Source organism: Giesbergeria sinuosa (genome assembly GCF_042652905.1).
Lineage (GTDB): Bacteria > Pseudomonadota > Gammaproteobacteria > Burkholderiales > Burkholderiaceae_C > Simplicispira > Simplicispira sinuosa.
The window spans coordinates 1-24,506 of record NZ_JBHSHJ010000001.1; the positions used below are offsets into that span (position 1 = coordinate 1).

Annotated in this window: 25 protein-coding genes; 15 read left to right on the forward strand and 10 right to left on the reverse strand. The window is 59.0% G+C overall.

Going from position 1 to position 24,506, the window contains the following annotated elements; all coding sequences use genetic code 11:
- From ACFO6X_RS00005 to trpB, 11 genes are all read left to right on the forward strand, one after another.
- On the forward strand, window positions 1–108 hold a 108-nt coding region (locus ACFO6X_RS00005), incomplete at its 5' end, for a zinc ribbon domain-containing protein (protein ID WP_382429761.1).
- Window positions 109–406: 298 nt separating this feature from the next.
- Entirely contained in the window at window positions 407–1,906 is a 1,500-nt protein-coding gene (trpE, locus tag ACFO6X_RS00010; RefSeq protein ID WP_382428787.1) for an anthranilate synthase component I, read from the forward strand.
- Window positions 1,903–2,232 (forward strand): chorismate mutase, encoded by a 330-nt coding sequence (locus ACFO6X_RS00015; protein WP_382428789.1) that lies wholly within the window; start codon window positions 1,903–1,905, stop codon window positions 2,230–2,232. The genes trpE and ACFO6X_RS00015 overlap by 4 nt, the downstream gene beginning before the upstream one ends.
- Window positions 2,229–2,855, forward strand: a complete 627-nt coding sequence (locus tag ACFO6X_RS00020) for an aminodeoxychorismate/anthranilate synthase component II (RefSeq protein ID WP_382428791.1) — start codon at window positions 2,229–2,231, stop codon at window positions 2,853–2,855. The genes ACFO6X_RS00015 and ACFO6X_RS00020 overlap by 4 nt, the downstream gene beginning before the upstream one ends.
- A 98-nt stretch (window positions 2,856–2,953) precedes the next feature.
- Window positions 2,954–3,784, forward strand: coding sequence for an alpha/beta fold hydrolase (locus tag ACFO6X_RS00025; protein ID WP_382428793.1), 831 nt, complete (start codon window positions 2,954–2,956; stop codon window positions 3,782–3,784).
- 66 nt (window positions 3,785–3,850) lie between these two features.
- Window positions 3,851–4,882: an anthranilate phosphoribosyltransferase gene (trpD, locus tag ACFO6X_RS00030; RefSeq protein WP_382428795.1), complete on the forward strand. Its 1,032-nt coding sequence runs from the start codon at window positions 3,851–3,853 to the stop codon at window positions 4,880–4,882.
- 16 nt (window positions 4,883–4,898) lie between these two features.
- Window positions 4,899–5,087: a hypothetical protein gene (locus tag ACFO6X_RS00035; RefSeq protein WP_382428797.1), complete on the forward strand. Its 189-nt coding sequence runs from the start codon at window positions 4,899–4,901 to the stop codon at window positions 5,085–5,087.
- A 161-nt stretch (window positions 5,088–5,248) separates the two neighbouring features.
- Window positions 5,249–6,049 (forward strand): indole-3-glycerol phosphate synthase TrpC, encoded by an 801-nt coding sequence (gene trpC, locus ACFO6X_RS00040; RefSeq protein WP_382428799.1) that lies wholly within the window; start codon window positions 5,249–5,251, stop codon window positions 6,047–6,049.
- A gap of 34 nt (window positions 6,050–6,083) precedes the next feature.
- On the forward strand, window positions 6,084–6,659 hold the full coding sequence (locus tag ACFO6X_RS00045; RefSeq protein ID WP_382428801.1) for a Tll0287-like domain-containing protein: 576 nt from the start codon (window positions 6,084–6,086) through the stop codon (window positions 6,657–6,659).
- Between the two features lie 14 nt (window positions 6,660–6,673).
- A complete protein-coding gene (locus tag ACFO6X_RS00050) occupies window positions 6,674–7,387 on the forward strand; it encodes a uracil-DNA glycosylase (protein ID WP_382428803.1) in 714 nt (237 codons plus the stop codon).
- An 87-nt stretch (window positions 7,388–7,474) separates the two neighbouring features.
- Entirely contained in the window at window positions 7,475–8,674 is a 1,200-nt protein-coding gene (gene trpB / locus ACFO6X_RS00055; RefSeq protein WP_382428805.1) for a tryptophan synthase subunit beta, read from the forward strand.
- On the opposite strand, the gene queA is transcribed toward trpB, so the two are convergent.
- The gene (gene queA / locus ACFO6X_RS00060; protein WP_382428807.1) at window positions 8,654–9,784 is read right to left on the reverse strand and encodes a tRNA preQ1(34) S-adenosylmethionine ribosyltransferase-isomerase QueA; all 1,131 of its coding nucleotides are present in this window, start codon (window positions 9,782–9,784) and stop codon (window positions 8,654–8,656) included. The genes trpB and queA overlap by 21 nt on opposite strands.
- A gap of 193 nt (window positions 9,785–9,977) precedes the next feature.
- On the opposite strand from queA, the gene ACFO6X_RS00065 reads away from it, so the two are divergent.
- The 3 genes from ACFO6X_RS00065 to ACFO6X_RS00075 all read left to right on the forward strand — a co-directional run bounded on the left by ACFO6X_RS00065 (window position 9,978) and on the right by ACFO6X_RS00075 (window position 12,777).
- Window positions 9,978–10,745: a ParA family protein gene (locus ACFO6X_RS00065; RefSeq protein ID WP_382428809.1), complete on the forward strand. Its 768-nt coding sequence runs from the start codon at window positions 9,978–9,980 to the stop codon at window positions 10,743–10,745.
- Window positions 10,746–10,753: 8 nt separating this feature from the next.
- The gene (locus ACFO6X_RS00070; protein WP_382428811.1) at window positions 10,754–11,524 is read left to right on the forward strand and encodes a 16S rRNA pseudouridine(516) synthase; all 771 of its coding nucleotides are present in this window, start codon (window positions 10,754–10,756) and stop codon (window positions 11,522–11,524) included.
- A 113-nt stretch (window positions 11,525–11,637) separates the two neighbouring features.
- Window positions 11,638–12,777 (forward strand): GGDEF domain-containing protein, encoded by a 1,140-nt coding sequence (locus ACFO6X_RS00075; RefSeq protein WP_382428813.1) that lies wholly within the window; start codon window positions 11,638–11,640, stop codon window positions 12,775–12,777.
- Between the two features lie 12 nt (window positions 12,778–12,789).
- Here the strand turns inward: ACFO6X_RS00075 and ACFO6X_RS00080 are convergent, their stop codons facing one another.
- The 7 genes from ACFO6X_RS00080 to ACFO6X_RS00110 form a co-directional block, all read right to left on the reverse strand.
- On the reverse strand, window positions 12,790–13,131 hold the full coding sequence (locus ACFO6X_RS00080; protein ID WP_382428815.1) for an STAS domain-containing protein: 342 nt from the start codon (window positions 13,129–13,131) through the stop codon (window positions 12,790–12,792).
- 29 nt (window positions 13,132–13,160) lie between these two features.
- On the reverse strand, window positions 13,161–13,610 hold the full coding sequence (locus tag ACFO6X_RS00085) for an ATP-binding protein (RefSeq protein WP_382428817.1): 450 nt from the start codon (window positions 13,608–13,610) through the stop codon (window positions 13,161–13,163).
- Window positions 13,611–13,620: 10 nt separating this feature from the next.
- The gene (locus ACFO6X_RS00090) at window positions 13,621–15,618 is read right to left on the reverse strand and encodes a PP2C family protein-serine/threonine phosphatase (protein ID WP_382428819.1); all 1,998 of its coding nucleotides are present in this window, start codon (window positions 15,616–15,618) and stop codon (window positions 13,621–13,623) included.
- Between the two features lie 7 nt (window positions 15,619–15,625).
- The gene (locus ACFO6X_RS00095) at window positions 15,626–16,063 is read right to left on the reverse strand and encodes a phosphate ABC transporter substrate-binding protein (RefSeq protein ID WP_382428821.1); all 438 of its coding nucleotides are present in this window, start codon (window positions 16,061–16,063) and stop codon (window positions 15,626–15,628) included.
- Window positions 16,064–16,072: 9 nt separating this feature from the next.
- Window positions 16,073–17,437: a porin gene (locus ACFO6X_RS00100; RefSeq protein ID WP_382428823.1), complete on the reverse strand. Its 1,365-nt coding sequence runs from the start codon at window positions 17,435–17,437 to the stop codon at window positions 16,073–16,075.
- Between the two features lie 93 nt (window positions 17,438–17,530).
- Complete coding sequence (locus ACFO6X_RS00105; protein ID WP_382428825.1) at window positions 17,531–18,484, reverse strand: 1-phosphofructokinase family hexose kinase; 954 nt, start codon at window positions 18,482–18,484, stop codon at window positions 17,531–17,533.
- Window positions 18,481–19,797, reverse strand: coding sequence for an HD-GYP domain-containing protein (locus ACFO6X_RS00110; RefSeq protein WP_382428827.1), 1,317 nt, complete (start codon window positions 19,795–19,797; stop codon window positions 18,481–18,483). The genes ACFO6X_RS00105 and ACFO6X_RS00110 overlap by 4 nt, the downstream gene beginning before the upstream one ends.
- Window positions 19,798–20,159: 362 nt before the next feature.
- Here ACFO6X_RS00110 and recG point away from each other — a divergent pair, with 362 nt between their 5' ends.
- On the forward strand, window positions 20,160–22,298 hold the full coding sequence (recG, locus tag ACFO6X_RS00115) for an ATP-dependent DNA helicase RecG (protein WP_382428829.1): 2,139 nt from the start codon (window positions 20,160–20,162) through the stop codon (window positions 22,296–22,298).
- Between the two features lie 145 nt (window positions 22,299–22,443).
- Here recG and ACFO6X_RS00120 read toward each other — a convergent pair whose 3' ends face one another.
- Together ACFO6X_RS00120 and ACFO6X_RS00125 are read right to left on the reverse strand one after the other, a co-directional pair.
- The gene (locus ACFO6X_RS00120) at window positions 22,444–23,376 is read right to left on the reverse strand and encodes an exopolyphosphatase (RefSeq protein WP_382428831.1); all 933 of its coding nucleotides are present in this window, start codon (window positions 23,374–23,376) and stop codon (window positions 22,444–22,446) included.
- A gap of 117 nt (window positions 23,377–23,493) precedes the next feature.
- On the reverse strand, window positions 23,494–24,492 hold the full coding sequence (locus ACFO6X_RS00125) for a pseudouridine synthase (protein WP_382428833.1): 999 nt from the start codon (window positions 24,490–24,492) through the stop codon (window positions 23,494–23,496).
- Window positions 24,493–24,506 lie beyond the last annotated feature (14 nt).

Sequence of the window (24,506 nt, forward strand, 5' to 3'; positions counted from 1 at the left end):
TGGAAGTGCAGCGATTGCGGGGCGGAACACGACCGCGATGTGAATGCAGCACGCAACATTCTCGCGGCGGGGCATCGCCGTCTAGCAGTAGGAATCCCCGTCCTTTAGGGCGGGGAGGATGTCAATGGGATGCAAGGCCCAAGAGTCCCTTGCTGTGGGTTTGGCAGAAGCCTGTTTGCTACACTTTGGCCCATGTTCATCCACCGCGTGTTCATCGCAGGTCAAAGTGACCGGGGAGCTTGGCCCTGGCGTCGCTCTGTCTATTGCTGCGCTTGATGCGTGCGGGCATGGCCCTGCACGCCCCCGTGGTCTCCCCTGGCTCTAGCGGAGGCCGATTGCATGAACACTGTGGCACTGCGTCTTTGTCCACGCCAGCATGTGCCGCCCCAGCAGGGATCTATCCCCCGTGATCACAGAATCTGAATTTCACCATTTGGCCCAACAGGGCTACAACCGTATTCCGCTCATGGCCCAAGCCTTTGCGGACTTAGAAACCCCACTCTCGCTGTATCTCAAATTGGCGCATAGCCAAGATGGCGGTCAACGCAGCTTTTTGCTGGAATCGGTAGTGGGGGGCGAACGCTTTGGCCGTTACAGTTTTATTGGCTTGCCTGCGCGCACTTTGCTGCGCGCCAGTGGCTTTGGCCACGCCGCCCACACCGAAGTAGTGACCGATGGTGTGGTGATAGAGACCGCCACGGGCAATCCGCTGGACTTTATCGCCCAATACCAGCAGCGTTTCAAGGTGGCTCTGTTGCCCGGATTGCCGCGCTTTTGTGGTGGCTTGGCGGGCTACTTTGGTTACGACGCCGTGCGCTATATCGAGAAAAAACTCGAAGCCAGTTGCCCCCCCGATACTTTGGGTTGCCCTGATATTTTGCTGTTGCAATGCGAAGAGCTGGCGGTAATTGACAACCTGTCGGGCAAGCTGTCTCTGATTGTTTATGTCGACCCGGGTCAGCCCCAAGCCTACGCCCAAGCACAGCAGCGCCTGCACCAGCTCAAACAGCGGTTGCAAGCGCCCGTGGTGGCCCCGGTGGTGCAAGCCAGCACCAGCCACCCGGCCCAGCGCAGCTTTGCCAAAGACGACTACTTAGCCGCTGTGGCCCATGCCAAAGAGTTGATTGCGGCAGGCGACTTTATGCAGGTGCAGGTGGGCCAGCGCATTCACAAAACGTATACCGAATCGCCGCTGAGCTTGTACCGCGCCCTGCGTTCGCTCAATCCATCGCCCTATATGTATTTTTACAATTTTGGCGATTTTCAGGTGGTGGGCTCTTCGCCCGAGATTTTGGTGCGCCAAGAGCAAACCCCCGAGGGGCAAAAAGTCACCATCCGCCCACTGGCCGGTACGCGCCCGCGCGGAGCCACGCCCGAGCAAGACAAAGCCGCCGAGGTCGAGCTCATCAACGACCCGAAAGAGCGCGCTGAACATGTGATGCTGATTGACTTGGCCCGCAACGATATTGGCCGCATCGCCCAAATTGGCAGCGTCAAAGTGACCGAAGCCTTTGTGGTGGAACGCTACAGCCATGTGATGCACATTGTCAGCAACGTGGAGGGCATCCTCAACGAGGGCATGACCAGCATGGATGTGCTCAAAGCCACCTTCCCAGCAGGCACCCTGACGGGCGCACCCAAAGTCCATGCGATGGAGTTGATTGACCAGTTGGAACCGAGCAAACGTGGCATTTATGGCGGTGCCTGTGGCTACCTGAGCTACGCGGGCAATATGGATTTGGCGATTGCCATCCGCACCGGCCTGATCAAAGACGGCACGCTGTATGTGCAAGCCGCAGCGGGAGTGGTGGCCGACTCGGTGCCCGAGCTGGAATGGAAAGAAACCGAACACAAGGCCCGCGCCCTGCTGCGTGCCGCAGAACTGGTAGAGGAGGGCTTGGAATGACCCGTGCCATCGACAACGTGCAGCACTGCACCACCATGCAAGACGTGCGCCGCCACATAGATGCTTTGGACGATGTGTTGGTGCCCCTGCTGGTGCAACGCACCGGCTACATGACCCAAGCCGCCCGCATCAAGCAAGACCCATCGCAAGTGCGCGACGAGGAGCGCATCGAAGCCATCGTCGCCCGTGTGCGCGCCAGTGCGGCCCTGCATGGTGGTTTGCCCGATGTGATGGAGGCCATTTACCGCAGCCTGATGGAGCATTCGATTGCCCACGAGCACAGCGAATTTGCCCGCCTGCACACACCCCAAGGAGCGCGGCCATGAAACTCTTGATGGTTGATAACTACGACAGCTTTACCTACAACATCGTGCAATATTTTGGCGAGTTGGGGGCCGAGGTAGCAGTGTTTCGCAATGACGAAATTACCGTCGCCGACATTCAGGCCCGGTTAGATGCTGGAGAACTGGATCGGTTGGTGATTTCGCCGGGGCCATGTTCTCCGGCAGAGGCAGGCATTTCGGTGGCAGCCATTCAGCATTTTGCAGGCAAGCTGCCAATTTTGGGGGTCTGCTTGGGCCACCAAGCGATTGGGGCGGCCTTTGGTGGCAAGATTGTGCGGGCGCAGCAGCAAATGCACGGCAAAACCAGCGTCATCACCACCACACAGCAGGGCGTATTTGCGGGCCTGCCTGCGCAATTTACCGTCAACCGTTACCACTCATTGGCAATTGAGCGGGCTAGCTGCCCCGACAGCCTAGAGATTACCGCCTGGACGGATGATGGCGAAATCATGGGCGTACGCCACAAAACCTTGGCCGTGGAGGGGGTGCAGTTTCATCCCGAGAGCATCCTGACCGAGCACGGTCATGCCATGTTGCGCAACTTTTTGCAGCAGCGTGGGGTTGGATGCGGCCCCACCGAGCCAGCAGCACCACCGATGTTGTAGTCGTTTGTCATCTACAAAATGATGGGTAAGCTTACGTTGACGTAAACGTCAACTATGATGGGGGTTCTCTTTCGGTCTCATCAACCGGGTCAACCCCCATGGTCATGCCTCCTACCGTTCAGCACATCACTGCCCAAGATCAATGGGTGTCCGTCCCGCAGGGGAGCCTGCGGGTGCGCGTTTGGTCGCCACCAGCACGGCTCTCTCAAGTGCCCATCATCTTGCTGCACGATTCTTTGGGCAGCATTGTGCTGTGGCGTGATTTTCCGGCAGCACTGTGTGCGGCCACTGGGCGGCAGGTCATTGCCTATGATCGGCTGGGCTTTGGGCAGTCCAGTCCGCACTGGGGCAAGCTGCCATTGGATTTTGTGCTGCAAGAGGCCGAAGGCAGTTTTGCTGCCGTGCGCCAGCAATTGGGCGTGGGGCGTTTTGTGCTGTTCGGTCACAGTGTAGGGGGTGGTATGGCCGTGGGGTGTGCTGCCCGGTTTCCGGAGGCCTGTGAGGCGTTGATCACCGAATCTGCCCAGGCATTTGTGGAAGACCGCACCATTCAAGGCCTAGAGCAAGCCAAGGTGTTTTTTGGCGATGCCGAACAGATGGCCCGTTTGCACAAGTACCACGGTGACAAGGCGGCTTGGGTGCTGGATGCTTGGATCGGCTCTTGGTTGCATCCTGCATTTGCCGATTGGTCGTTGGCGCCTGCACTGCCTTTGGTGGCCTGCCCGGTGCTCGCCATTCATGGTGTGGACGATGAATATGGCTCGCCACGCCACCCGCAGCAGATCGTGCAACAGGTGGTAGGGCCAGCGCAGCTGGCACTGATGCCAGAGACCCAGCATGTGCCCCACCGTGAAAGGCCCGCACAAGTGCTGGCCTTGGTGGCTGATTTTCTACGGGAGCCTCTGGATGGCAGAGGGGCCGGACGTTGACGCTAGACTAGAAGACTGGCACCCCCAGCCCGTGGGTTGCAGTCTTCTCCCTTCTCTGTCAGAACCATGTCTATCACCCCCCAGCAGGCGCTACAGCGCACCATTGAGCACCGCGAAATCTTTCACGACGAAATGCTGCACCTGATGCGGCTCATCATGCGTGGTGAACTCTCGCCCGTGATGACGGCGGCCATCGTCACGGGCTTGCGCGTGAAGAAGGAAACCATTGGCGAGATTGCGGCTGCTGCCCAAGTGATGCGCGAGTTCTCGCACAAGGTGCAAGTGGCAGATGCCACCCATCTGGTCGATATTGTGGGCACGGGTGGTGATGGGGCCAATACCTTCAATATCTCCACCTGCGCTACCTTTGTCATTGCGGCCGCGGGTGGCAAAGTGAGTAAGCATGGTGGGCGCGGCGTGAGCAGCAAGAGCGGCAGTGCCGATGCCATGGAGGCTCTGGGCGTACAAATCAATCTGACGTCGGAGCAGATTGCGCAGTGCATTGCTGACGTGGGCGTGGGCTTTATGTTTGCACCCAACCACCACCCAGCCATGAAGAATGTGGCTCCGGTGCGCAAGGAGTTGGGGGTGCGCACCATCTTTAATATTCTGGGGCCACTGACCAATCCAGCCAGCGCCCCCAATATTTTGATGGGGGTGTTCCATGAAGATCTGGTGGGTATCCAGGTGCGGGCCTTACAGCGTTTGGGCGCTGAACATGCACTGGTGATTTACGGTCGCGATGGACTCGATGAGATCAGCCTAGGTGCCTCCACCTTGGTGGGGGAGCTCAAAAACGGCCAAATCATCGAGTACGAAATTCACCCCGAAGATTTTGGCCTACCGATGGTAGGCACCCGCCAATTGCGGGTCGATACCCCAGAGCAGTCCCGCGCTATGGTGTTGGATGTGTTGGCAGGCAAAGCGGGCCCGGCACGCGATATTGTCTGCTTGAACGCTGGGGCGGCGCTGTATGCAGCCAATGTAGCTGACAGCATTGCCGATGGGTTGGTGCTGGCACAACGAGCCATTGACAGTGGCGCTGCCCAAGCCAAGTTGGAGGCGCTGGTGGCCTACACACAAAAAATAGCGGCCTAAGCCCCGAAAGCACACTATGTCCACCAGCCTTTGGGATGCGCCAATTTGGCAGGACTCCGGCACTTGGATTGTGCTGGGTATTTCATTGTTGTTTTTGGTGGTGGGGGTGGTGATGCACCGCATCATCATGAAGGTGGTGCGTTCACCCCAGGCGCCACCGCAGCCCTTGGCCCCCGGTCAAGACGAATCGACACCACCACCTTAATCTCTATGGGGTGCGATGGGCTGTTGTGCGGTGTACCGGGCTCAATGATTGGCAGAGCGCCTGACGGTGGGGGCTATGGTGTCTGCCGGAATGGCCCGACAATCCGTGGCTGAAATGCGGTACACCGCGGCGGTGTGCTGCCCCTACCAGGAACCCTCACCATGTCCGACATTCTGAAAAAAATCTGCGACGTCAAAGTACAGGAGGTCGCTGCGGCAAAAAACCGCAAATCTTTGTCTGCCATGCGCGCCGATGCCGAAAGCCGTGTGTTAACCCGCGACTTTGTGGGCGCCCTGCGTGCCAAGATCTCGCTGGGCCAAGCGGCGGTGATTGCCGAAGTGAAGAAGGCCAGCCCCAGCAAGGGCGTGATCCGTGCCGACTTCATTCCTGCCGACATTGCACAAAGCTATGCTGAGGGCGATGGCAAAGTCAGTGCTGCTTGCCTGTCGGTGCTGACCGATCGCTCGTTTTTTCAGGGCAGCATTGACGCCCTCAAGCAAGCACGGGCCAGTTGTCAGTTGCCGGTGTTGCGCAAGGATTTTTTGGTGGATGCCTACCAAGTGTATGAATCCCGTGCCATGGGTGCCGATGCCATCTTGTTGATTGCTGCTTGCTTGGACGATGCACAGATGCAAGACTTTGAAGCGATTGCCCGCAGCCTAGACATGGCGGTTTTGGTGGAAGTGCATGATGGCGCGGAATTGGAGCGCGCCCTCCAGCTCAAGACGCCATTGCTGGGCATCAACAACCGCAACCTGCGTACCTTTGATGTGAGCTTACAAACTACGCTGGACTTACAGCGTCATGTGCCACAAGATCGGTTGTTGGTCACTGAGTCGGGCATTCTGACGCCTGCCGATGTCCAAACGATGCGCAGCGCCGGTGTCCATGCCTTCTTGGTGGGGGAGGCTTTTATGCGAGCCCCCGAACCAGGGCTGGAGCTGGCCAAGCTGTTTGCCTGATGGTTTTGTTGCAGGAGCACAAAAGGAGCACCCAATGAGAAAAATAGTCACTTTGCTGTCTATGGTGGCGGGGGTGGTAGCGGTCATGCCAGTCTGGGCGCAGGAGGACAAGCTGCTGGCACAGGCGCGTAGCATTGCTACCGAGATACCGCCCAAGCTGTTGGCCGTGCTGCAAGACGAAATGGCCAAGGCAGGGCCAGAAGGGGCGATGGGGGTTTGCCGTGAAAAAGCACCGCAAATGGCCAAGGCTGCTTCAGAAAAGACGGGCTGGCACATCCGCCGTGTCAGCCTGAAAAACCGCAATCCAAACGCCACGCCTGACGCCTGGGAAACCGCGGTGCTGCAAGAGTTTGACCAGCGTCAGGCTGCGGGCGAAGCGCCTGCCACGCTGGAAAAAGGCGAGGTCGTGGTGGGCGATGGCAATGTACGCACCTACCGCTATATCAAGGCGCTGCCTACGCAAACCCTGTGTCTCAGTTGCCACGGCAACCCCGAGCACCTGAGTCAGAGCTTCAAGGCCAAGCTGCACGAGCTGTACCCACACGACAAAGCCACTGGCTATGCTCCAGGGGACATTCGTGGTGCCATCACGCTGAAGCGGACACTATGAACGCTGACAGTGCTATGAACCCGTCCGTTGTTCTTCCTACCCAACTCCAAAGCGCAAATCCTGCCGATTGGCCTGTGGCCCCTGGTTGGCAAGCCTTGGTAGACGGGTTTTTTGCCAGCACTGCGGGGCAGAAGTTGCTGGCCTTTTTGCAGGCGCGCTTGCAAGCCGGGGCCGTTGTTTTTCCACCGTGGCCCTTGCGGGCGCTGGAGTTGACGCCAACCGAGTCTGTACGTGTGGTCATTTTGGGGCAAGACCCTTACCATGGGCGCGGGCAGGCCGAGGGGCTGGCATTTTCAGTGGCTCCTGGTGTGGCACTGCCGCCATCGCTGCGCAATATCTTTAAGGAGTTGCAGCGCGATTTGGGTACGCCTTGGCCTGCTTTTCCACAGCCGGGAGGCAGCTTGGTCAAGTGGGCAAAAAATGGGGTGTTGTTGCTCAACACCTGCCTGACGGTGGAGGAAGGACAGGCCGCCAGCCACTCGGGCAAGGGTTGGGAGCGCCTGACCGATGCCGTTATTGCCCAAGTAGCACAGGGGCCACGCCCAGTGGTGTTCATGCTCTGGGGATCGCACGCACAGTCCAAACGGGCTTTGATTCCCACAGACCGGGGGCATTTGGTGCTGTGTGCCAACCATCCGTCGCCGTTGTCGGCGCTGCGTCCGCCGGTGCCCTTTATAGGGTGTGGGCACTTTGGGCAGGCACGGGCTTTTCGGCAGGCACAGTCCTAACAACTGCTTGGGGAGGTGCAAGGGTGGTGAAAGGGCTGATGTGACAATGCGCAGCTACGCTTTTTTTACCCCCATCAGGAGACACCAATGGAGCACCAGTTTTTGGACATGCCCGATAGCCAAGGTTATTTTGGCGAGTATGGCGGCCAGCTCATTCCGCCAGAACTCAAGGCGGTCATGGACGACATCAACACTGCTTATGACCAAGTGCGCCAAACCGCAGCCTTTCAGGATGAATTGGCCGAGCTGTACGCCCACTATGTGGGTCGTCCCAGCCCCATTTTCCATGCCAAGCGGCTGTCACAGCGCCAAGGCGGCGCGCGCATTGTGCTCAAGCGCGAAGACCTGAACCACACCGGTGCGCACAAAATCAACCACTGTTTGGGCGAGGCATTGCTGGCCAAGCACATGGGCAAAACCAAGGTGCTGGCCGAAACCGGCGCTGGTCAACATGGTGTGGCGCTGGCCTCGGCTTGCGCTTTGGTGGGGATTGAGTGCGAAATCCACATGGGCGAAATCGACATCGCCAAAGAGCATCCCAACGTCACCAAAATGAAGATTTTGGGCTGCAAGCTGGTGCCGGTCACACGCGGCACACGTACGCTCAAAGACGCTGTGGATAGCGCGTTTGAAGAGTACCTGAAAGACCCGGTCAATTTCTTCTACGCCATTGGCTCGGTGGTCGGGCCGCACCCATTCCCGAAGATGGTGCGCGACTTCCAAAGCATTGTGGGGCGCGAAGCCCGTGCCCAGTGCTTGGCGCAGCATGGCCGCTTGCCCGACATGGTGGTGGCTTGTGTGGGCGGTGGCTCTAACGCGATGGGCATTTTTACCGAATTTTTGCCCGACGAAGCGGTGCAACTGGTGGGCGTAGAACCTGCTGGCAAGGGCTTGGACACCCCCGACCATGCTGCCACGATGGCACGCGGTACCAAGGGGGCGATCCACGGTTTTGCCTGCTACACCTTGCAAGATGCACAAGGCGAGCCGCTGCCGGTGTACTCGATTGCCTCCGGCTTGGATTACCCCGGCGTGGGGCCGCAGCACTGCTACCTCAAAGACATTGGCCGCGTGAACTACGAAAGCATCACCGACGATGAGTGCCTCGATGCCTTTATGACGCTGTCGCGCACCGAAGGCATCATCCCGGCGCTCGAAAGTGCCCACGCCGTGGCCTATGCCATGAAGGTCGCCAAAACCATGTCGCCCGAGCAGACCATTTTGGTCAATCTGTCGGGCCGTGGCGATAAGGACGCCGATTTCGTCTCACAGCGTCTGGGGCGTTGATCGTTCCGTGTCGGCGCGGCGCTCCAACAACATGGCATCGCCATAGCTGAAGAAGCGGTAATTGCGCTTGATAGCGTAGTGGTACAGCCCCATCACTTGCGCATAACCGGCAAATGCGCTGACCAACATCATCAACGTGCTCTTGGGCAGGTGAAAGTTGGTCAGCAGCAGGTTGACCACCTGAAAGTCAAACCCCGGTGTGATAAAGATATTGGTGTCGCCACTGGTTTGGCCCGAGCGTGCCCACGACTCCAGTGTGCGCACAGTGGTGGTGCCCACCGCCACCACCCGGCCCCCGCGCTGGCGGCAGCGTTCCAGTGCTGCCAAGGTGGCCAGTGGTATTTCGTACCATTCGCTGTGCATTTGATGCTCGGCCAGATTTTCGGTTTTCACGGGCTGGAAGGTGCCTGCCCCCACATGCAGCGTCACGCTGGCCCGTTCAACGCCTTGGGCAGCCAGTGCAGCCAGCACCGTATCGTCAAAGTGCAGCGCCGCTGTAGGTGCTGCCACAGCACCTGGGGTGCGGGCAAACACGGTTTGGTAGCGTTGGGTGTCTTGGGCAGCGTTGGGGTCGTTGCCTTCGGCTTGCTGGCGTTCAATGTATGGGGGCAGCGGCAAGTGGCCGTGGCGCTCCATCAATGTCCACGCATTTTCGTGGGCTGGGCCGTGCAGTGCAAAGCGAAACAGCGGGCCGTTCTCATCGGGGTAGCGCCCGAGCAGCACGGCATCAAAGCCCCCGTGGTGGCTACCTCCTGCCATGTGCAGGGTAGCGCCGGGCTGGGGTTTTTTGCTCACCTTCATGTGCGCCACCACCTCATGGTCGGAGAGCACCCGTTCAATCAGCAGTTCTAGCTTGCCGCCGCTGGATTTCTCGCCAAAAATGCGCGCCTTGAGCACACGGGTATCGTTAAACACCAACAAATCACCGGCCCGCAGCAGGCTGGGCAGTTCGCGGAAAATGCGGTCTATTGGTTGTGCGCCACGGCCATCCAGCAAGCGCGAAGCACTGCGTTCGGGGGCCGGGTGCTGGGCAATATGCTCTGGGGGCAGCTCAAAATCAAAATCACTGAGGGTGAATGCGGTGGAGACGGTAGCAGAAAAATCAGTCATGGGGCTTGAGGGCCGAACAGGCCCGTACCAAGAATAAACAGGAAAAATACGCCAAGCCTCAAGGGGGCGCGGCACGATTGTCCCACGGTGGCTGTCCCATAATCGCTGCGCTGCGGGTGTGTGCCATGCCTGTGGTCGCGTGCCACCATGCCGTTGGTGGTGTGTCTTTTTAGCGTCCAAGGAATCCAGTGCCATGTCTCTTGTCGTGTTCAACCAGAAAGGTGGAGTAGGCAAATCCACCATCACCTGCAATCTGGCCGCCATCAGTGCTAGCCAAGGGCTGCGCACCTTGGTGATCGATCTGGATTCGCAGGGCAACTCGAGTGCTTATTTGCTTGGGGCTGCGCCTGCGCCGGCACAGCCTGGGTTGGCCCATTTCTTTGAGCAGACACTGGGCTTTAGCTTGCGTCCCCTGCCCCCCAGCCATTTTGTGCAGCCAACACCGTTTGAGCGCCTGCACCTGATGGCCTCCAGTCCGCTGCTTGATGAGTTACAGACCAAACTCGAATCGCGCCACAAAATCTACAAGTTGCGTGAGGCAGTGCAAGCTTTGGTGCAAGACTATGACCGCATCTATATCGACACGCCCCCGGCACTCAATTTTTATACCCGTTCGGCGCTGATGGGGGCCACGGGTTGTTTGATTCCGTTTGATTGTGACGATTTCTCCCGTCAGGCGCTCTATACCCTGCTAGCCAATGTGCAAGAGATTCGTACCGACCACAACCCCAGCTTGCAGGTGAAGGGGATCGTGGTTAATCAATTTCAGGCCCGTGCCAGTCTGCCCCGGCGGTTGGTGCAGGAGCTGCTAGACGAGGGCTTGCCCGTTTTGCAGCCCTACCTTCCCCAATCGATCAAAGTGCGCGAGTCACACCAGCAGGCCACCCCTATGATTTACCTCGATTCTCGGCACAAGCTCACCGAGGCATTTATGGCTTTGCACCAAACCCTGACCGTATAAATTGGCCCATGCAGTTACAAGATATTCTTTATTCGCAAGGTTTTGGCACCCGTCGCGTGTGTGCTGGTTTGGTGCAGCAGGGCTGGGTGGATGTTTATGATGCTGGGCCAGACCAGCCGCCCGTGCAGTGCTTGGATGCCAGTGCCGATTTTGCCCCTGAGGGCTTGCACTTTCGGGTGCAGGGTGTGGATTGGGCCTACTTTGCCCATGCTTATGTGATGCTGCACAAGCCCGCAGGCACCGAGTGCTCGCAAAAGCCGTCCACTTATCCCAGCATTTACACCCTGTTGCCCGCCCCCTTGCGCCAGCGGCCCGTCAAAAGTGCCATTCAGGGCGTACAAGCGGTGGGGCGTTTAGACCAAGACACCACAGGTCTGTTGTTGCTCAGTGACGACGGCCAGTTTATCCACCGCATGAGTTCGCCGAAGAAGCATGTGCCCAAGGTGTACCGTGTCACGGCCAAACACGCCATTACCCCAGAGCAAATTGAGCGCCTGCTGGCAGGCGTGGTGCTCGATGATGATCCTAAACCGGTGCGCGCTGCTGCCTGCGTCTTGGTCGATGCCCACTGCCTAGACCTGACCCTGACCGAAGGCAAATACCACCAAGTCAAGCGCATGTTGGCAGCCGTGGGCAACCGGGTAGAGGGGTTGCACCGCAGTCGCATTGGTCAGTTGGCCCTGCCGCAAGACTTGGCCCCCGGCCAATGGCGTTGGTTGAGCGCACAAGATTTGCAGCGTCTGACCATGACTGCCGATAATCCACCGTCCGCGGGGTGAAAGTTCTGTCTTGGCCCAACGCCATAATGGTGCATAGACCTTGTGGTGCTGGGCTTGGTGCCTGTCACAGCCTTTGCGGCACCCTTATTTTGTAAAGAAACGAGTCTGCCGCTATGGATACCTTTGTTTGGGATCAGAACTTTGTTACCGGCTTGCCCGATGTGGATGAGCAGCACCACGCTTTGGTGGATTTGTTCAACGAGCTGAGCCGTTCACTGTTCTTGAGCGACGAGTCCCAGGAGACGGTGCTCAGTGAGATTTTTGAGCGTTTGGTGGCCTATACCGAATACCACTTCAGCGATGAAGAAGTGCTGATGGAGGCAGAAGGGGTAGACCCGCGCCATGTGTTGGCACACAAGGGCTTGCACCAGCAGTTTGTAGCCCAAGTGCATGCCATGTGGCAACAGCGCCATTTGATGGCCGACCCTGCCGAAACCTTTGTCGGTTTTCTGACTTCGTGGTTGGGGATGCACATTTTGGGCATAGACCAGTCGTTGGCTCGCCAAATTGTGCTGATCCGTCAAGGCATGTCGGCGGCCCAAGCCTTTGAGCAAGAAAACTCCGGCCACGACAATGGCACCCAGGCATTGCTCAAGATGATTGGCAAGCTCTACCATGTGCTTTCGGCACAGAACACGGAATTGGCGCAGGCCAACCAGTTGTTGGAAGATCGTGTGGCCAGGCGCACACGCGAGCTGGCCCAGGCCAATGAAGAGCTGCAACAAGCCAATTTGCGTTTGGAGGCTTTCTCTCGCACCGATGGCTTATTGCAGATTGCCAACCGCGCCTATTTCAATGATCGTTTGGCCCAGACCTGTGCCAGTGCTGCTCGGCGGCAGGAGCCAGTGGGGCTGTTGATGATCGATGTGGATTTTTTCAAACGCTACAACGACACCTACGGCCATCAGGCGGGCGATGCTTGTTTGCAAGCGGTAGCACGGGCTGTGCAAAACGCCACCCAACGCACCACCGATCTGGTGGCCCGTTATGGTGGCGAGGAACTGGCGGTTATTTTGCCCGACACTGACGCCCAAGGCACTGCCGAGGTGGCGCGGCGGGTCGTGGCCGCCGTGCTGGCTTTGGGGCGTGAACACAAGGCCTCAGATGCTGCACCCTATGTGACGGTGAGTGTGGGCGCGGCCAGCCAAGTGCCCGAAGGGGCCGAAGCCGACCAAGAACTGCTGGGCAATGCCGATGCGGCGCTCTACCGGGCCAAGGAGGCAGGGCGCAACTGCTGGCTGCTGTCAGTCTGAGCGCACCCCGTACTAGGCCAGCAGCGCCTGGGCGCTGGCCTGGTCGTTGGCTACTTCCAGAATTTTCAGAAAACCACTGATCTCAAACACTTCACGCACATGCGGGGCCATGCCGCACAGCACCAGCCGCGCTTGGGCTTGTTTGGCCCGTTTGGCGGCCATCAGCACAATGCGCAAACCCGCACTGGAGATGTAGTCCAGTGCCGTCAGATCGACGATGGCATGGCGTCCGGGGGTATCAAACAGGGGTGTGAGGGACTTTTCCAGCGCACCAGCGGTGGCGCTGTCCACACGGCCCACAATACAGGCCACACGTGCCGTGCCCAGTTCTGAAATCGTACATTCGAGAGCCATTCTCTTCTTTCTTGGAAACAAACAAAAACTCAGGCATCCTTGCGCAGCGTTTTGAGCAGCACAATCAGGTTGCCGCTGCCGTCGTAGTAGGTGCGGGCGTCGTCCATCAGGGTTTTGACCAGATGCACACCCAAACCACCGACTTGGCGCTCTTCCAGATCCAGCTCCAGATCGGGGGATGGCACCTCCACAAAGGGATCAAACTGGGGCGCATCGTCTTTGATGATGATCTCTAGCCATTCATCAGACATGCTCATGCGCACTCGGATCACCCGGTCTTCAGCACCTTGAAGCCCATGCAGGATGGTGTTGGTGATCAGCTCGTCAAGGCACAGATTGGCCGAAAAGGCCAAGTCGCTGCGCTCTGGCAGTGCATCTTCTACCGCACTGGCCAGTTTTTCGAGCTCTTCCAGCCGCGCTGGCAATGGGTAGTCCAGCAGCAGTGTCTTTTGGCGAAGTTCGGGCAGTGGGCCGTCCATCAGGAGCTCCTTACTTTCTACAGAGAATCAGGCAGGTCAGGTCGTCCGAAGCTTCGGCACCATTGACGAATTGTTCCACATCGCGCACCAGTGCAGCTACCAGTGCTGCCGGGCCTTGTTCGGGTTGGGCCTGCACTAGCCAGTGGTGCAGGCGGGCATCGCCATAGGCTTCGTTGGCGGGAGAGAAGGCTTCGGTGACGCCATCGGTATAGAGCACCAGCGTGTCACCAGGAGCCAGGGTGATGTGCTGATCCAGGTAGCGCATGTCTGGGAACACCGCCAGCGCCAAGTCGTGTACGCTGGGCAGCACTTGCACTTCGCCGTGGGCTTGGCGCAGCAGCGGCGGGTGGTGTCCTGCACTGGCGTAGCTCAGGCTGCCATCGCGTGGATCAAAAATGCCGTAGCAGGCCGTGACAAACAAATCCATTGGATTGCGCTCGCACAGCAAATCGTTGGCTTGGGCCAAAACCTGGTGTGGAGGCTGGCCGGTCATGGCCAAGTCCAGCAGTACGGTGCGTGATACCGCCATGAAGAATGCTGCCCCTACGCCTTTGCCTGAGACATCAGCCACCAAAATCCCATAGCGGCCATCAGGCAGCATGAAACCATCGTAAAAGTCGCCGCCGAGTTCGCGGGCCGGAAACATGATAGCGTGAACGGCCCAACTGGCTTCATCGGGGAATTGTTGCGGCAAGATCGCCAACTGCATGGCGCGGGCCAAGTTCAGTTCTTCTTGTACCCGGTCGCCTACAGCGCGCAGCTGCTCGTTCTTTTCGGCCAGTTCTGCCGTGCGGGCCTGCACTTGGGTTTCTAGTTCGCGTTCGCGCGATTCGTTTTGCTCGCGAATCACGTCCAACAGGCGGCCAAACTCCCCAGCCACCGTGTTGAAGTTACGCGCCACCAGCACCAGCTCGTCTTGGGTGTCAATTTGGATGCGGGTGTCTAGGCGGCCTGCGCAGAAAGCATCAGTGCCCTTTGAGAGGCTGCGCAGTGAATGCAGGGTAGACAGGTAGATGCCCACAAACAGGTAGGCAATGGCCGCCAGTGCGCCTACCAGCAGCGCGGCAATTGTCCACTGTGTGTGTTTGAGCCGGGTGATGCGCTCCAGCAGGTGGGCATCGGCTGTGTGTGTCAGGGCTTGTAGCAGTTCGCGGGCACGCTGTTGGTTGTTGTGGGCCAGTTGCCGCAATTCGTCCAAGGCGTCGGGGTTGTCTAGGGTTTTGTCAGCGGCATCTTGCTGGGCAACAATGCCTACCAGCAGTGCCTCTAGTGGCGTGGGCACCGCGCTGGCTGTGGGGTGGTGTGCCATCAGTTGGGCAACTCCAGCCTTGAGGCCGGGCATCGATTCGGTCAGTACCACTTGGGCACCCAAGGCGTAGGAGGCCATGTCGCCGGTATTCAGGGTCAGGGCATCTTGCTGTTTGCCCAGGGTGTCGAGCACCAGTGGCAGGCGGCTGGTTAGCAGCTCAAAGGTGGCATCCAGTTCTGGATCGACGTTCAGCCGATAAACGCGGGCACTGGACTGCACTACCCCCAACATGGCATTGATGGCACCGTTCAGTACCGCAAAGCGCCGCTGTGGAGTGGCGCTGCTGTCGAGTTGTTGCACTTGTTGCCAGCGGTTGTGCAGTTGCGCCCAAGGCCCATCTGGGGTTGCCAGCGGTGGGGGGGCCAGTGGGGTGAGCGCCTGGGTAACCTGGGGCAGTGATGTCAGTGTGGTGCCGCGCACTGCCTGATCACGCAACTGCACCATTTGTGCCAGCACCTCGGCTTGGGCAGCAAAGGCCCGCAAACCCGCACGTTCCGTATCGGCGGTTTCGCGGGCTTGGCGGGCTTGTTGCCACAGTGGCATGCTCAACGAAGCCATTGCCAGCAGCACCACGATCCCGATCAGCAGGTATTTGCGGGAAAAGGTCAAGCGCCCGGACAGCCAGATGGCCGGGGCAAACAAACGCAGAGCCAGCCGTGCCGCACGGCTGGCCCATAAGCTGTCCAAGGGGCGTTGCACTGTGGGCTTACGGGGTTGAGTGGGGGTCTAACACTACCTTCACATTCCCTTCGGCACTTTTTCTGTCGATGTAGCCAATGGCGCCAGGGGTTGCTTGAACGGCCTTGCTGACATCGGCAGCGGTGGCCACTTCGCGCGGCGGAAATCCCATGCCAGTAAACGCCTGCCGTGCCCAATAGGCCCGCAATTGGCCTGGGCTACGCCCAGTCACTTTGGAGTAGAACTCCATGCGCAGGGGGGCACCTTCTTTGATATCAATAGGCTGAATGGGCTTGCCATCAGGCCAAGTCTGCACCTGTTTGAGAAAGATCTGTGTCGCTTGGCTGGGGTCGAGTTTTTCTACCGGCACAGCACGGTGGGCAATGACCACTACCGAGCCTTGTGCCAATGCTGGCAAGGGGGGCGTTAAGGCCATACTCAGAAGCGCAATATGCAAGGGTTTCATAGCCAAACCTTAGAAAACAACATCCAGCACCACACTCACCAGGTTGATCCGGTTGTTGATCGGCAGCCTCAAATTGGCAAACGGCCCGGGGTGATAAGGGTTGGGGGTTTTGAAACGGTCGTATTGCACTTTGAGGGCCATGTTGTCATGAAAATCCCAGCGCACGCCCACGGTGGCGGAACGGGAGGATTTTTGTGTGCCCGAGGCAGCCTCATCGAGGCTGCCTTTGAGTTGTGCCAGCCCTGCATCCAGTTGGGGATGCAAGCCAGTAGGCCCAAGGGCGCTGGTATCGAGGACAGGCGTTTTGCGCTGCTGGCGGGCTATGCCCACATAGGGCGTGAAATCGCCAACGCTGCGGCCCACGCTCAGGTGGTAGCTGTCGGCCCGGCCCAACATGGCCGATCCAGAGTGAAACCGTGCCCATTCTCCCATCACGGCCCAGCCATCCCAGTTGGCGTTGAAGCCCACACTGGTATAAATGGGCGAGCTGTCAAAGGGGTTGGTATAGCCCAAGGCGGCTTGGGCCTTGTTGTTGAGACTGGTACGCAAGGGGGCTGGTAGCATGGGGTTGGCAGCCAAGGCCGACAACCCGCCCGCCATTTGTGCCAGACCGGCATTGAGCTGATCTACCTGGGATGAGCGCAGTGTGGTGCTGTTGACCCAAGTGCGCGAGGCACGCAGCGTGACATGGGGCAGGGTGACACTGGCGGCCAAACCCTTGAGGCCGCTGAGTTCGTTGTCAGACTCAATCACCGGGTTGGCGCTGTTGAAGCGGATTTTGTAACTGCTGCTACCAGCATAGCCTTGCAGCAGCAATGCGGTATTGCCTAAAGAGTGGCGCCATTGCACATCGCCACCATCAATGGCAATGACACTGTTGGCAATCCAGTACACGGGCAGGGGGGGGCGTACCGTCATGTTGGCGTAGCCGATTTCGGTGATGTCGGAATCAAAGTACAGCGGACTGCGGTAGCGGCCTACCCGCACGGCCAAGTCTGGCCCCAGTTGTTGGCGCACATAGCCCATGCGCAGTTTGGGCTCCATGTTTTCGCCAGCACGGCCCACTGCTTGCAGTACCGCCGAGGTGGACTCAGCCATTTGCCAGTTTAACTGCACCCCCAGCACGGAATCCAGATTGCCTGAGATGCCACGGTGGGCTAAGGATTTTTGGTCGAACGAGAACACCATGCCCACATCGTCATTGCGGTGGTGTGTTACGCCCAAGGTGGCAAACCCCGACAGTTTGAGCGTTGGTGGAAGGGGGCTGGTCGTTTCAGACTCTTGTGAATATGCGGGTGCCAGTATGGTCAGTGACAGCAACAGGGCACTCAGAGCCAGATGGTGCGGGAGCTGTCGTGCGGAGGTTTCCTGCATGGGCGGTTTGGTGGAAAGAGGCGGCAGAGGGCAACCAGAAAGTATTGGAGCAGCGGAGACTGTAGAAAATATACGGGGCCAGCCCCACCTTGGCTAGCATAATTTGGCTACAGAATGCACACGAACCTGTGGCTGTAGCCGGTGGATGTCGTGGGGTTGGGCCAAACGGGTTCCCCCAGACAGCAGGGCCGCCGTGCCCCCAGCTACCCCCCAAGCCAGTGCCTGGGCTGGGGGGTGGTCTTGTGCCAGCGCCCAGACCAGCGCCGCCAGAAAGCAGTCACCAGCACCCGTGGTGCCCTCATCGGTAGGCACTGTCAGGGCCGCTGCTTGCCAAACGCCTGCAGGGGTGGCTAGCAAGGCGCCTTGTTCGCCCAATGACAACGCCACCATTTGCGCTTGCCCTTGCGCTACTAGGCTGTGCGCTGCAATAGCCCATTGCGCTGGCTGTGCCAGTGCTTGTCCAGTCAGTTCGCGCAGTTCGCGCAGACTGACCTTGAGCAGACCAACCCCTGCCTGCAAGGCACTGCTTAGGGCCGGGCCTGACGTGTCCAGCACCAACTGCTGGTTTTGGTGGCGGGCCTGTCGTGCCAACTGGGCGTAAAAATCATCAGGCACCCCCGGTGGTAGGCTGCCGCTGGCTACCAGCCACTGTGGTCTGGGTTGCACAGCGGCCAGGCCATGCAGGCAGGCTTGCCATTCGGCGGTTTGCACTTTGGGGCCAGGCAACACGAAGCGAAATTCCTGTCCGGTGCTGTCTTCTATGACCGAAAAGTTTTCGCGGGTTTGCCCGGCAATGGGTTGGGCTTGGGTCTGCACCCCTTCTGCTTGCAACAGGGTTTGCAAACGCTCGCCGGTGGGGCCACCTGCCAAATACCATGCCTGTACCGGGCTGCCCAGTCGGTGCAGCACCCGTGCCACATTGATACCGCCCCCGCCGGGGTAGTGCTCTGCGGTGGTGCAGCGCAGTTTGTGGGTAGGCCGCACTTGTGGGGTGCGGGTCGCCATGTCTAAGGCAGGATTGAGGGTGAGGGTCAGGAAGGTGCTCATGCCGCAGAAGGGGGGGCTGGTGCCAGCGTGTGGTGGTGGGAAATATCAAACCCTGACCAAAGCCGGATCAAATCAGGAAAGTGCCATTGTTCTGGGTCTTCTCGGGCAGTGATTTTTTCGTTGCAGCCAGGTTGACTCAGGTCTATGGTTTCTGGGGGGATACGTTGTTTGGTGCGGGTGCAGTAGAACACTTTGACCCACGGCGCTGTCAGGGTGCTCCGGTTCTGGTCAGTCACCACCCCCAGTCGCTCGGAACTCAGCCGAACCAGAGAGCCCGCCGGATAAATGCCGATGCTCTTGACGAAGGCATGAAAAAGTTGGAGGTCGAAATGGCCTTCGCTCCACTGGGCCATGCGCCGCAGCGACTCGGCGGGGTCCCAACCCGCCTTGTAGGGGCGGTTGGAGGTGATGGCATCGTAGACATCGCAGATGGCCGTCATTTTGGCGATCAGGTGGATGTGCTCACCTGTGAGTCCGTCTGGGTAGCCTGTGCCATCAATCTTTTCATGGTGGTGCCGACAAGCGTCCAGCACGGCCACATCGGTTTTGCCACCTTGGCGCAGCATCTCCCAACCCGCCACCGGGTGGTGGCGCACCACGGCAAATTCAGCATCGGTGAGCTTGCCGGGTTTGTTCAGCACATGCAACGGAATGGTGGCCTTGCCCAGATCGTGCAGCAGTCCTGCCATGCCAGCAATGCGGGTCTGTTCTGCATCCAGTTGTAGTTGGCGGGCCAGTGCAACCATCAGCGCACACACGGCCACCGAGTGCATGTAGGAATAGTCATCCGCCGTTTTGAGCCGTGCCAAGCTGATCAGTGCGCCGGGGTTGCGAATGACAGAGGAGGAGATGTCTTCCACCAGATCGCGCATGCGGTGGGTGTCGGTGGCCTTGCCCAGCCGTGCCTCGTTGAACATGGAGGCGACAGCAGTTTTGGACTGTCGGCAAATGGCCGCGGCCGTCTCCAGTTCTTGCGCCATGCTGGTGGGACGCTGGTCACGCAGTGCGGACGGTGGTGGCACAGAGGCCCGCGTTTCGGTGGTGACCGGCCCATCGTTCAGGTGCTGGAAGGTGTTTTCGACCTGGGCTTCAGCCTCTGCTTGCGAGGTGGACGCAATGCCTGGGGCAACGTCTAGCCCGCGCCCTACATCGATCCAGACTTCCTTGATGGTGGTGGCTCGGATACTGGCCAGATCTTTGGGGTCTGTCAGGGTGAACTGGGTGCGCCAGAAAGGATGCTCCATCCATGAGCCACAAAACTCATGGATGTGCATTCCCAAGGTGAGATGCTGAACATGGATGCGTTTGAGCATGGCAATTTTCTTCGGGTACGAACAGGCAGGACTTTGGGGGCATTGTGGCGCGAAAATAACAAATTGTTGCATTTGGAGCGCCATTGAATGCCAACAGAGTACTGGCCCATACGGCAGATTGTGGTGGTAGCCACCGTGGTGGTTGCTGCGCACAATTCAGGTGGCCATCGCCACTGCTTCAGCATAAGTCCATATGGTCGGGTTTGGACATCCTCTCCCCCCTAAAAGATGGCGATTCCTACGGTGGGATGGCGATGTCCCGCCGCGAGAACGTTCTGTGTTGCATTCGTATCGTGCCCCGCAGTCGCTATGGGGTCAGCAATATGGCGGTTGCGCTACCTGCTATCGGTCAGAATCTCTGTATGCCTGCCGCGCCCTCTGCTCCTGCCCACCCATCCCCTGCGCCTGCAACCTTGAGCGGGCCGCAAAAAGCGTTGCGCAAACTCGGGCTGGTGCGCTCTATTGATTTGGCGTTGCATTTGCCCCTGCGTTATGAGGATGAAACCCGCATTGTTCCATTGAGCCAAGCCCGTGATGGTCAGACGGTACAGATCGAGGCCACGGTGACCACGTCAGAAATTGTGCTGCATCCACGCCGCCAGTTGCGGGTGTTGGTCGATGATGGTACGGGCACCTGTGAGCTGCGTTTTTTCACCTTTTATCCATCGCAACAAAAGACCATGGCGGTGGGGGTGCGCTTGCGGATTCGGGGTGAAGTCAAAGGGGGCTTCTGGGGTCGGCAAATGCTGCATCCAGCCTTTCGGCTGGCGGGGGGGGAGCTGCCGGTGGCCTTGACGCCAATTTATCCGACCACTGCGGGCCTGCCCCAGCCATACCTGCGCCGCGCCATTGTTATGGCGTTGGGCCGGGTAGACCTGTCTGAAACTTTGCCCTCTAGGGCACCCTCTCCCCCTTTGCAATGGCATGACCCTATCGGTAGTGGTCAGGCTCTGTGGACTTTGCGTGAGGCACTGGTGTTTTTGCACCATCCGGCACCGGATGTGGCATTAGCCACATTAGAAGACCACAGCCACCCGGCTTGGCAACGCCTCAAGGCCGAGGAGTTGTTGGCACAGCAGCTTTCACAGGCACAGTCCCGCCGTGAACGGGCGCAGTTGCGTGCTCCGGTGTTACAGACCCGTGGGGCCGGGCCACAGACTTTGTCTCTGCCCGAGCAGCTGTTGGCGGTCTTGCCCTTTGCGTTGACGCCAGCCCAGCGCCGTGTGGGGGAAGAAATTGCCCGTGATTTGGCCCGCCCGGTGCCCATGCACCGGCTGTTGCAAGGCGATGTGGGTTCGGGAAAAACCGTTGTGGCCGCGCTGGCCGCCACCATTGCCATCGATGCGGGTTGGCAGTGCGCCCTGATGGCACCGACCGAAATTCTGGCCGAGCAGCACTTTGCCAAACTGATTGGCTGGCTAGAGCCGATTTTGGCAGCACGTGGTCAATCGGTGGCTTGGCTGGTGGGTGGGCAAAAAAAGAAAGAGCGCACAGCCATGCTCGAGCGTATTGAGAATGGAGAGGCGGCCTTGGTTGTTGGCACCCATGCTGTGATTCAGCAACAGGTGCGTTTCAAAAATCTGGCATTGGCCCTGATTGACGAGCAGCACCGTTTTGGCGTGGCCCAGCGGTTGGCATTGCGGCAAAAGTTGGCGGCGCATGGCATGGAGCCACATTTGTTGATGATGACGGCCACCCCCATTCCGCGCACTTTGGCCATGAGTTACTACGCCGATTTGGATGTATCGGTGATTGACGAGCTGCCGCCAGGGCGCACACCCATTGTGACCAAAACCATTAGTGATAGCCGCCGTGATGAACTCATTGCGCGTTTGGGGGCGCAGATTGCCGCTGGGCGGCAAGCCTATTGGGTGTGCCCGCTGATCGAAGAAAGCGAGGCACTCGACCTGTCTAATGCCACGGCCACCCATGCCGATTTGTCTGCGGCCTTGCCAGGGGTGCAGGTGGGGCTGCTGCACTCACGCATGCCCAGTGCCGAGAAAAAAGCAGTGATGGCCGCTTTCAGTGCTGGACAGATGGGGGTGTTGGTGAGCACCACCGTGATTGAGGTGGGCGTAGACGTGCCCAATGCCAGCCTGATGGTGATTGAACACGCCGAGCGTTTTGGCTTGAGCCAGTTGCACCAGTTGCGTGGCCGGGTGGGGCGGGGGGCAGTGGCTTCGGCCTGTGTGTTGCTTTATTCCACCGGCGACAGTGGCCGCTTGGGTGAGGTAGCCCGTGAACGTTTGCAGGCGATGGTTGAGACCAACGATGGCTTTGAAATTGCCCGCCGCGATTTGGAGATTCGTGGCCCTGGCGAATTTTTAGGCGCGCGCCAATCTGGGGATGCCATGTTACGCTTTGCCGACCTGCGCACAGATACCCTGCTGTTGGATTGGGCCAGAGCATTAGCACCACAGATGCTGGAGCAACACCCCGAGTTGGCCCAACGCCACATTGCCCGCTGGCTGGGTGGTAAGGCTGAGTTCCTTAAAGCCTAATGCGTGGCAGGGTTGCCCACCATGTCCCATGGTGCGGCTGCATGTCTTGTTTGCAACGCTGGGTTCAATAGGCAATCGCAGTTGGGGAGTCAGCGCAGGCCTCACCCCTTGGGCAAAGAGGTGAAGCGGTGGGCAAGTGTGGGGCTCAGCCGTCGGCGTTAATGCGCTGAATCAGCGTTTGCAACACAGCATCGGCTTGGTCGTTGCTGATTTGGCAGGTGCCCGCCGCGTTGTGACCACCGCCACCGTATTCCAGCATCAGGTTGCCCACATGGGTTTGGCTGCTGCGGTCGAGGATGGATTTGCCAGTGGCCAGAACCGTGTTTTGTTTTTGCAGTCCCCACATCACATGGATGGAGATGTTGGCGGTGGGGAACAGCGCATAAATCATGAAGCGGTTTACCGCCCAGATGGTGTCTTCGCCCCGCAAATCGAGCACGACCAAATTGCCGTGTTGGGTGGCGCAGCGCAGAATTTGTTCCTTGGCCTTTTCGGCGTGGTCAAAATACAGTTCTACCCGCTCTTGCACATCGGGCAGCGCCAGAATCTGTTCAATGCTGTGGTCACGGCAGTATTTGATCAAGTCCATCATCAGCTGGTAATTGCTGACGCGAAATTCCCGAAAGCGCCCTAGCCCGGTGCGTGAGTCCATCAGGTAGTTGAGCAGTGTCCACTTTTGTGGATTGAGCACGTCTTCGCGCGAGTATTGCGCCGAGTCGGCTTGGTCGACCGCCAGCATCATCTCGTCGGTCACGCGCGGGAAGGCAGCCTTGCCACCAAAGTGGTTGTACACCACCCGTGCTGCCGAGGGGGCATGGGCCTCAATGATGTGGTTGGCGCGTTCGCCAGTGTTGCGCACGGTTTCAGACTCGTGGTGGTCAAACACCAAGTGTGCTGCTGCCACATAGGGCAGGTTGGTGGTGATGTCACGGTTGGTGATTTCGATTTTGCCGTCCTGCATGTCTTTGGGGTGGACAAACAGAATGTCGTCAATCATCTCCAGCTCATTGAGCAGTACGGCACAGACCAAACCATCAAAATCGCTGCGGGTAACCAGTCGGTATTTGGGGGAACTCATGGTGGCATCTCCTGGAAAACAAAGAAGGGTTGTTTAAAAAACAATGTCTGTCACTGTATCGTGCCTGTAGCGCAATGGTGAGGAAACACAGTGGTTTGGCATGGCTGCCAGAGGGCTTCAAAATTGCTCGTGTGGCCCTAGGTAGCGCCATTGGCCCACAGGCAGGTTGCCCAGTACCACCCGGCCAATGCGGATACGCTTGAGGCCCACCACTTTCAGGCCGACCAGTTCGCACATGCGCCGAATCTGGCGTTTTTTGCCTTCAGTCAGGATAAAACGCAATTGCTCAGGGTTTTGCCATTCCACCTTGGCGGGTTGCAGCATCTGCCCGTCCAAACTCAAGCCATGGCGCAGGCGTTGCAGCTGCGCCCGTGGAAACACGGCCTGCACATTGGTGCTGACCGGGTCGTTTTCATGGATTTCTAGCAAGGGAGCGGCCCGCTCGTCAGGGGAGAGGGGCCGCAGTGGCCCCGGCCCTTGGTACACCACACGCACCAGGTACTCTTTTTCCATCACGGAGTCCTCCCCAATGATTTGCCGAGCCACGCGGCCATCTTGTGTGAGTACCAGCAAACCCACTGAGTCGATATCGAGCCGTCCCGCAGGTGCCAAGCCCCGCAGGTGCGGTGGCGTAAAGCGCAGGCCGCTGGCATCTTGGCGCCAGTGCGTGCGGGGGTTGATGAGGGCTACAGCAGGTTGGTGGCCATCTTCTGCTTGGCCCGATACATAGCCAATGGGCTTGTTCAGCAAGATGGTGACACGGCTGTCCTGTTGGCGCTGGGCAGCACGCTCCACAGCCACATGGTCGTGGGCGGTGACTTTGGTGCCCATGGCAGCCACCTGACCATTGACCAGCACCCAGCCTTGGGCAATCCAGTCGTCGGCCTCGCGGCGTGAACACAAGCCCAGTTCGGCCAGTCGTTTGTTCAGGCGGGTGCCTTCTGTGGTGGGCTGGGAGGCGCCAGCAGGACGCGCGGGTGGAGCCGAACGGCCAGATGGTGGCGCAGCGGCGGGCGAAGGTTTGACCGGTGCAGAGAGCACTGGGCGGCGCAACACTGGGCGGGCAGCAGTGCTGGGACGGGGCGGGCCCGAAGGGCGGGAAGTATCAGAAGACATGAACGATGGCTAAG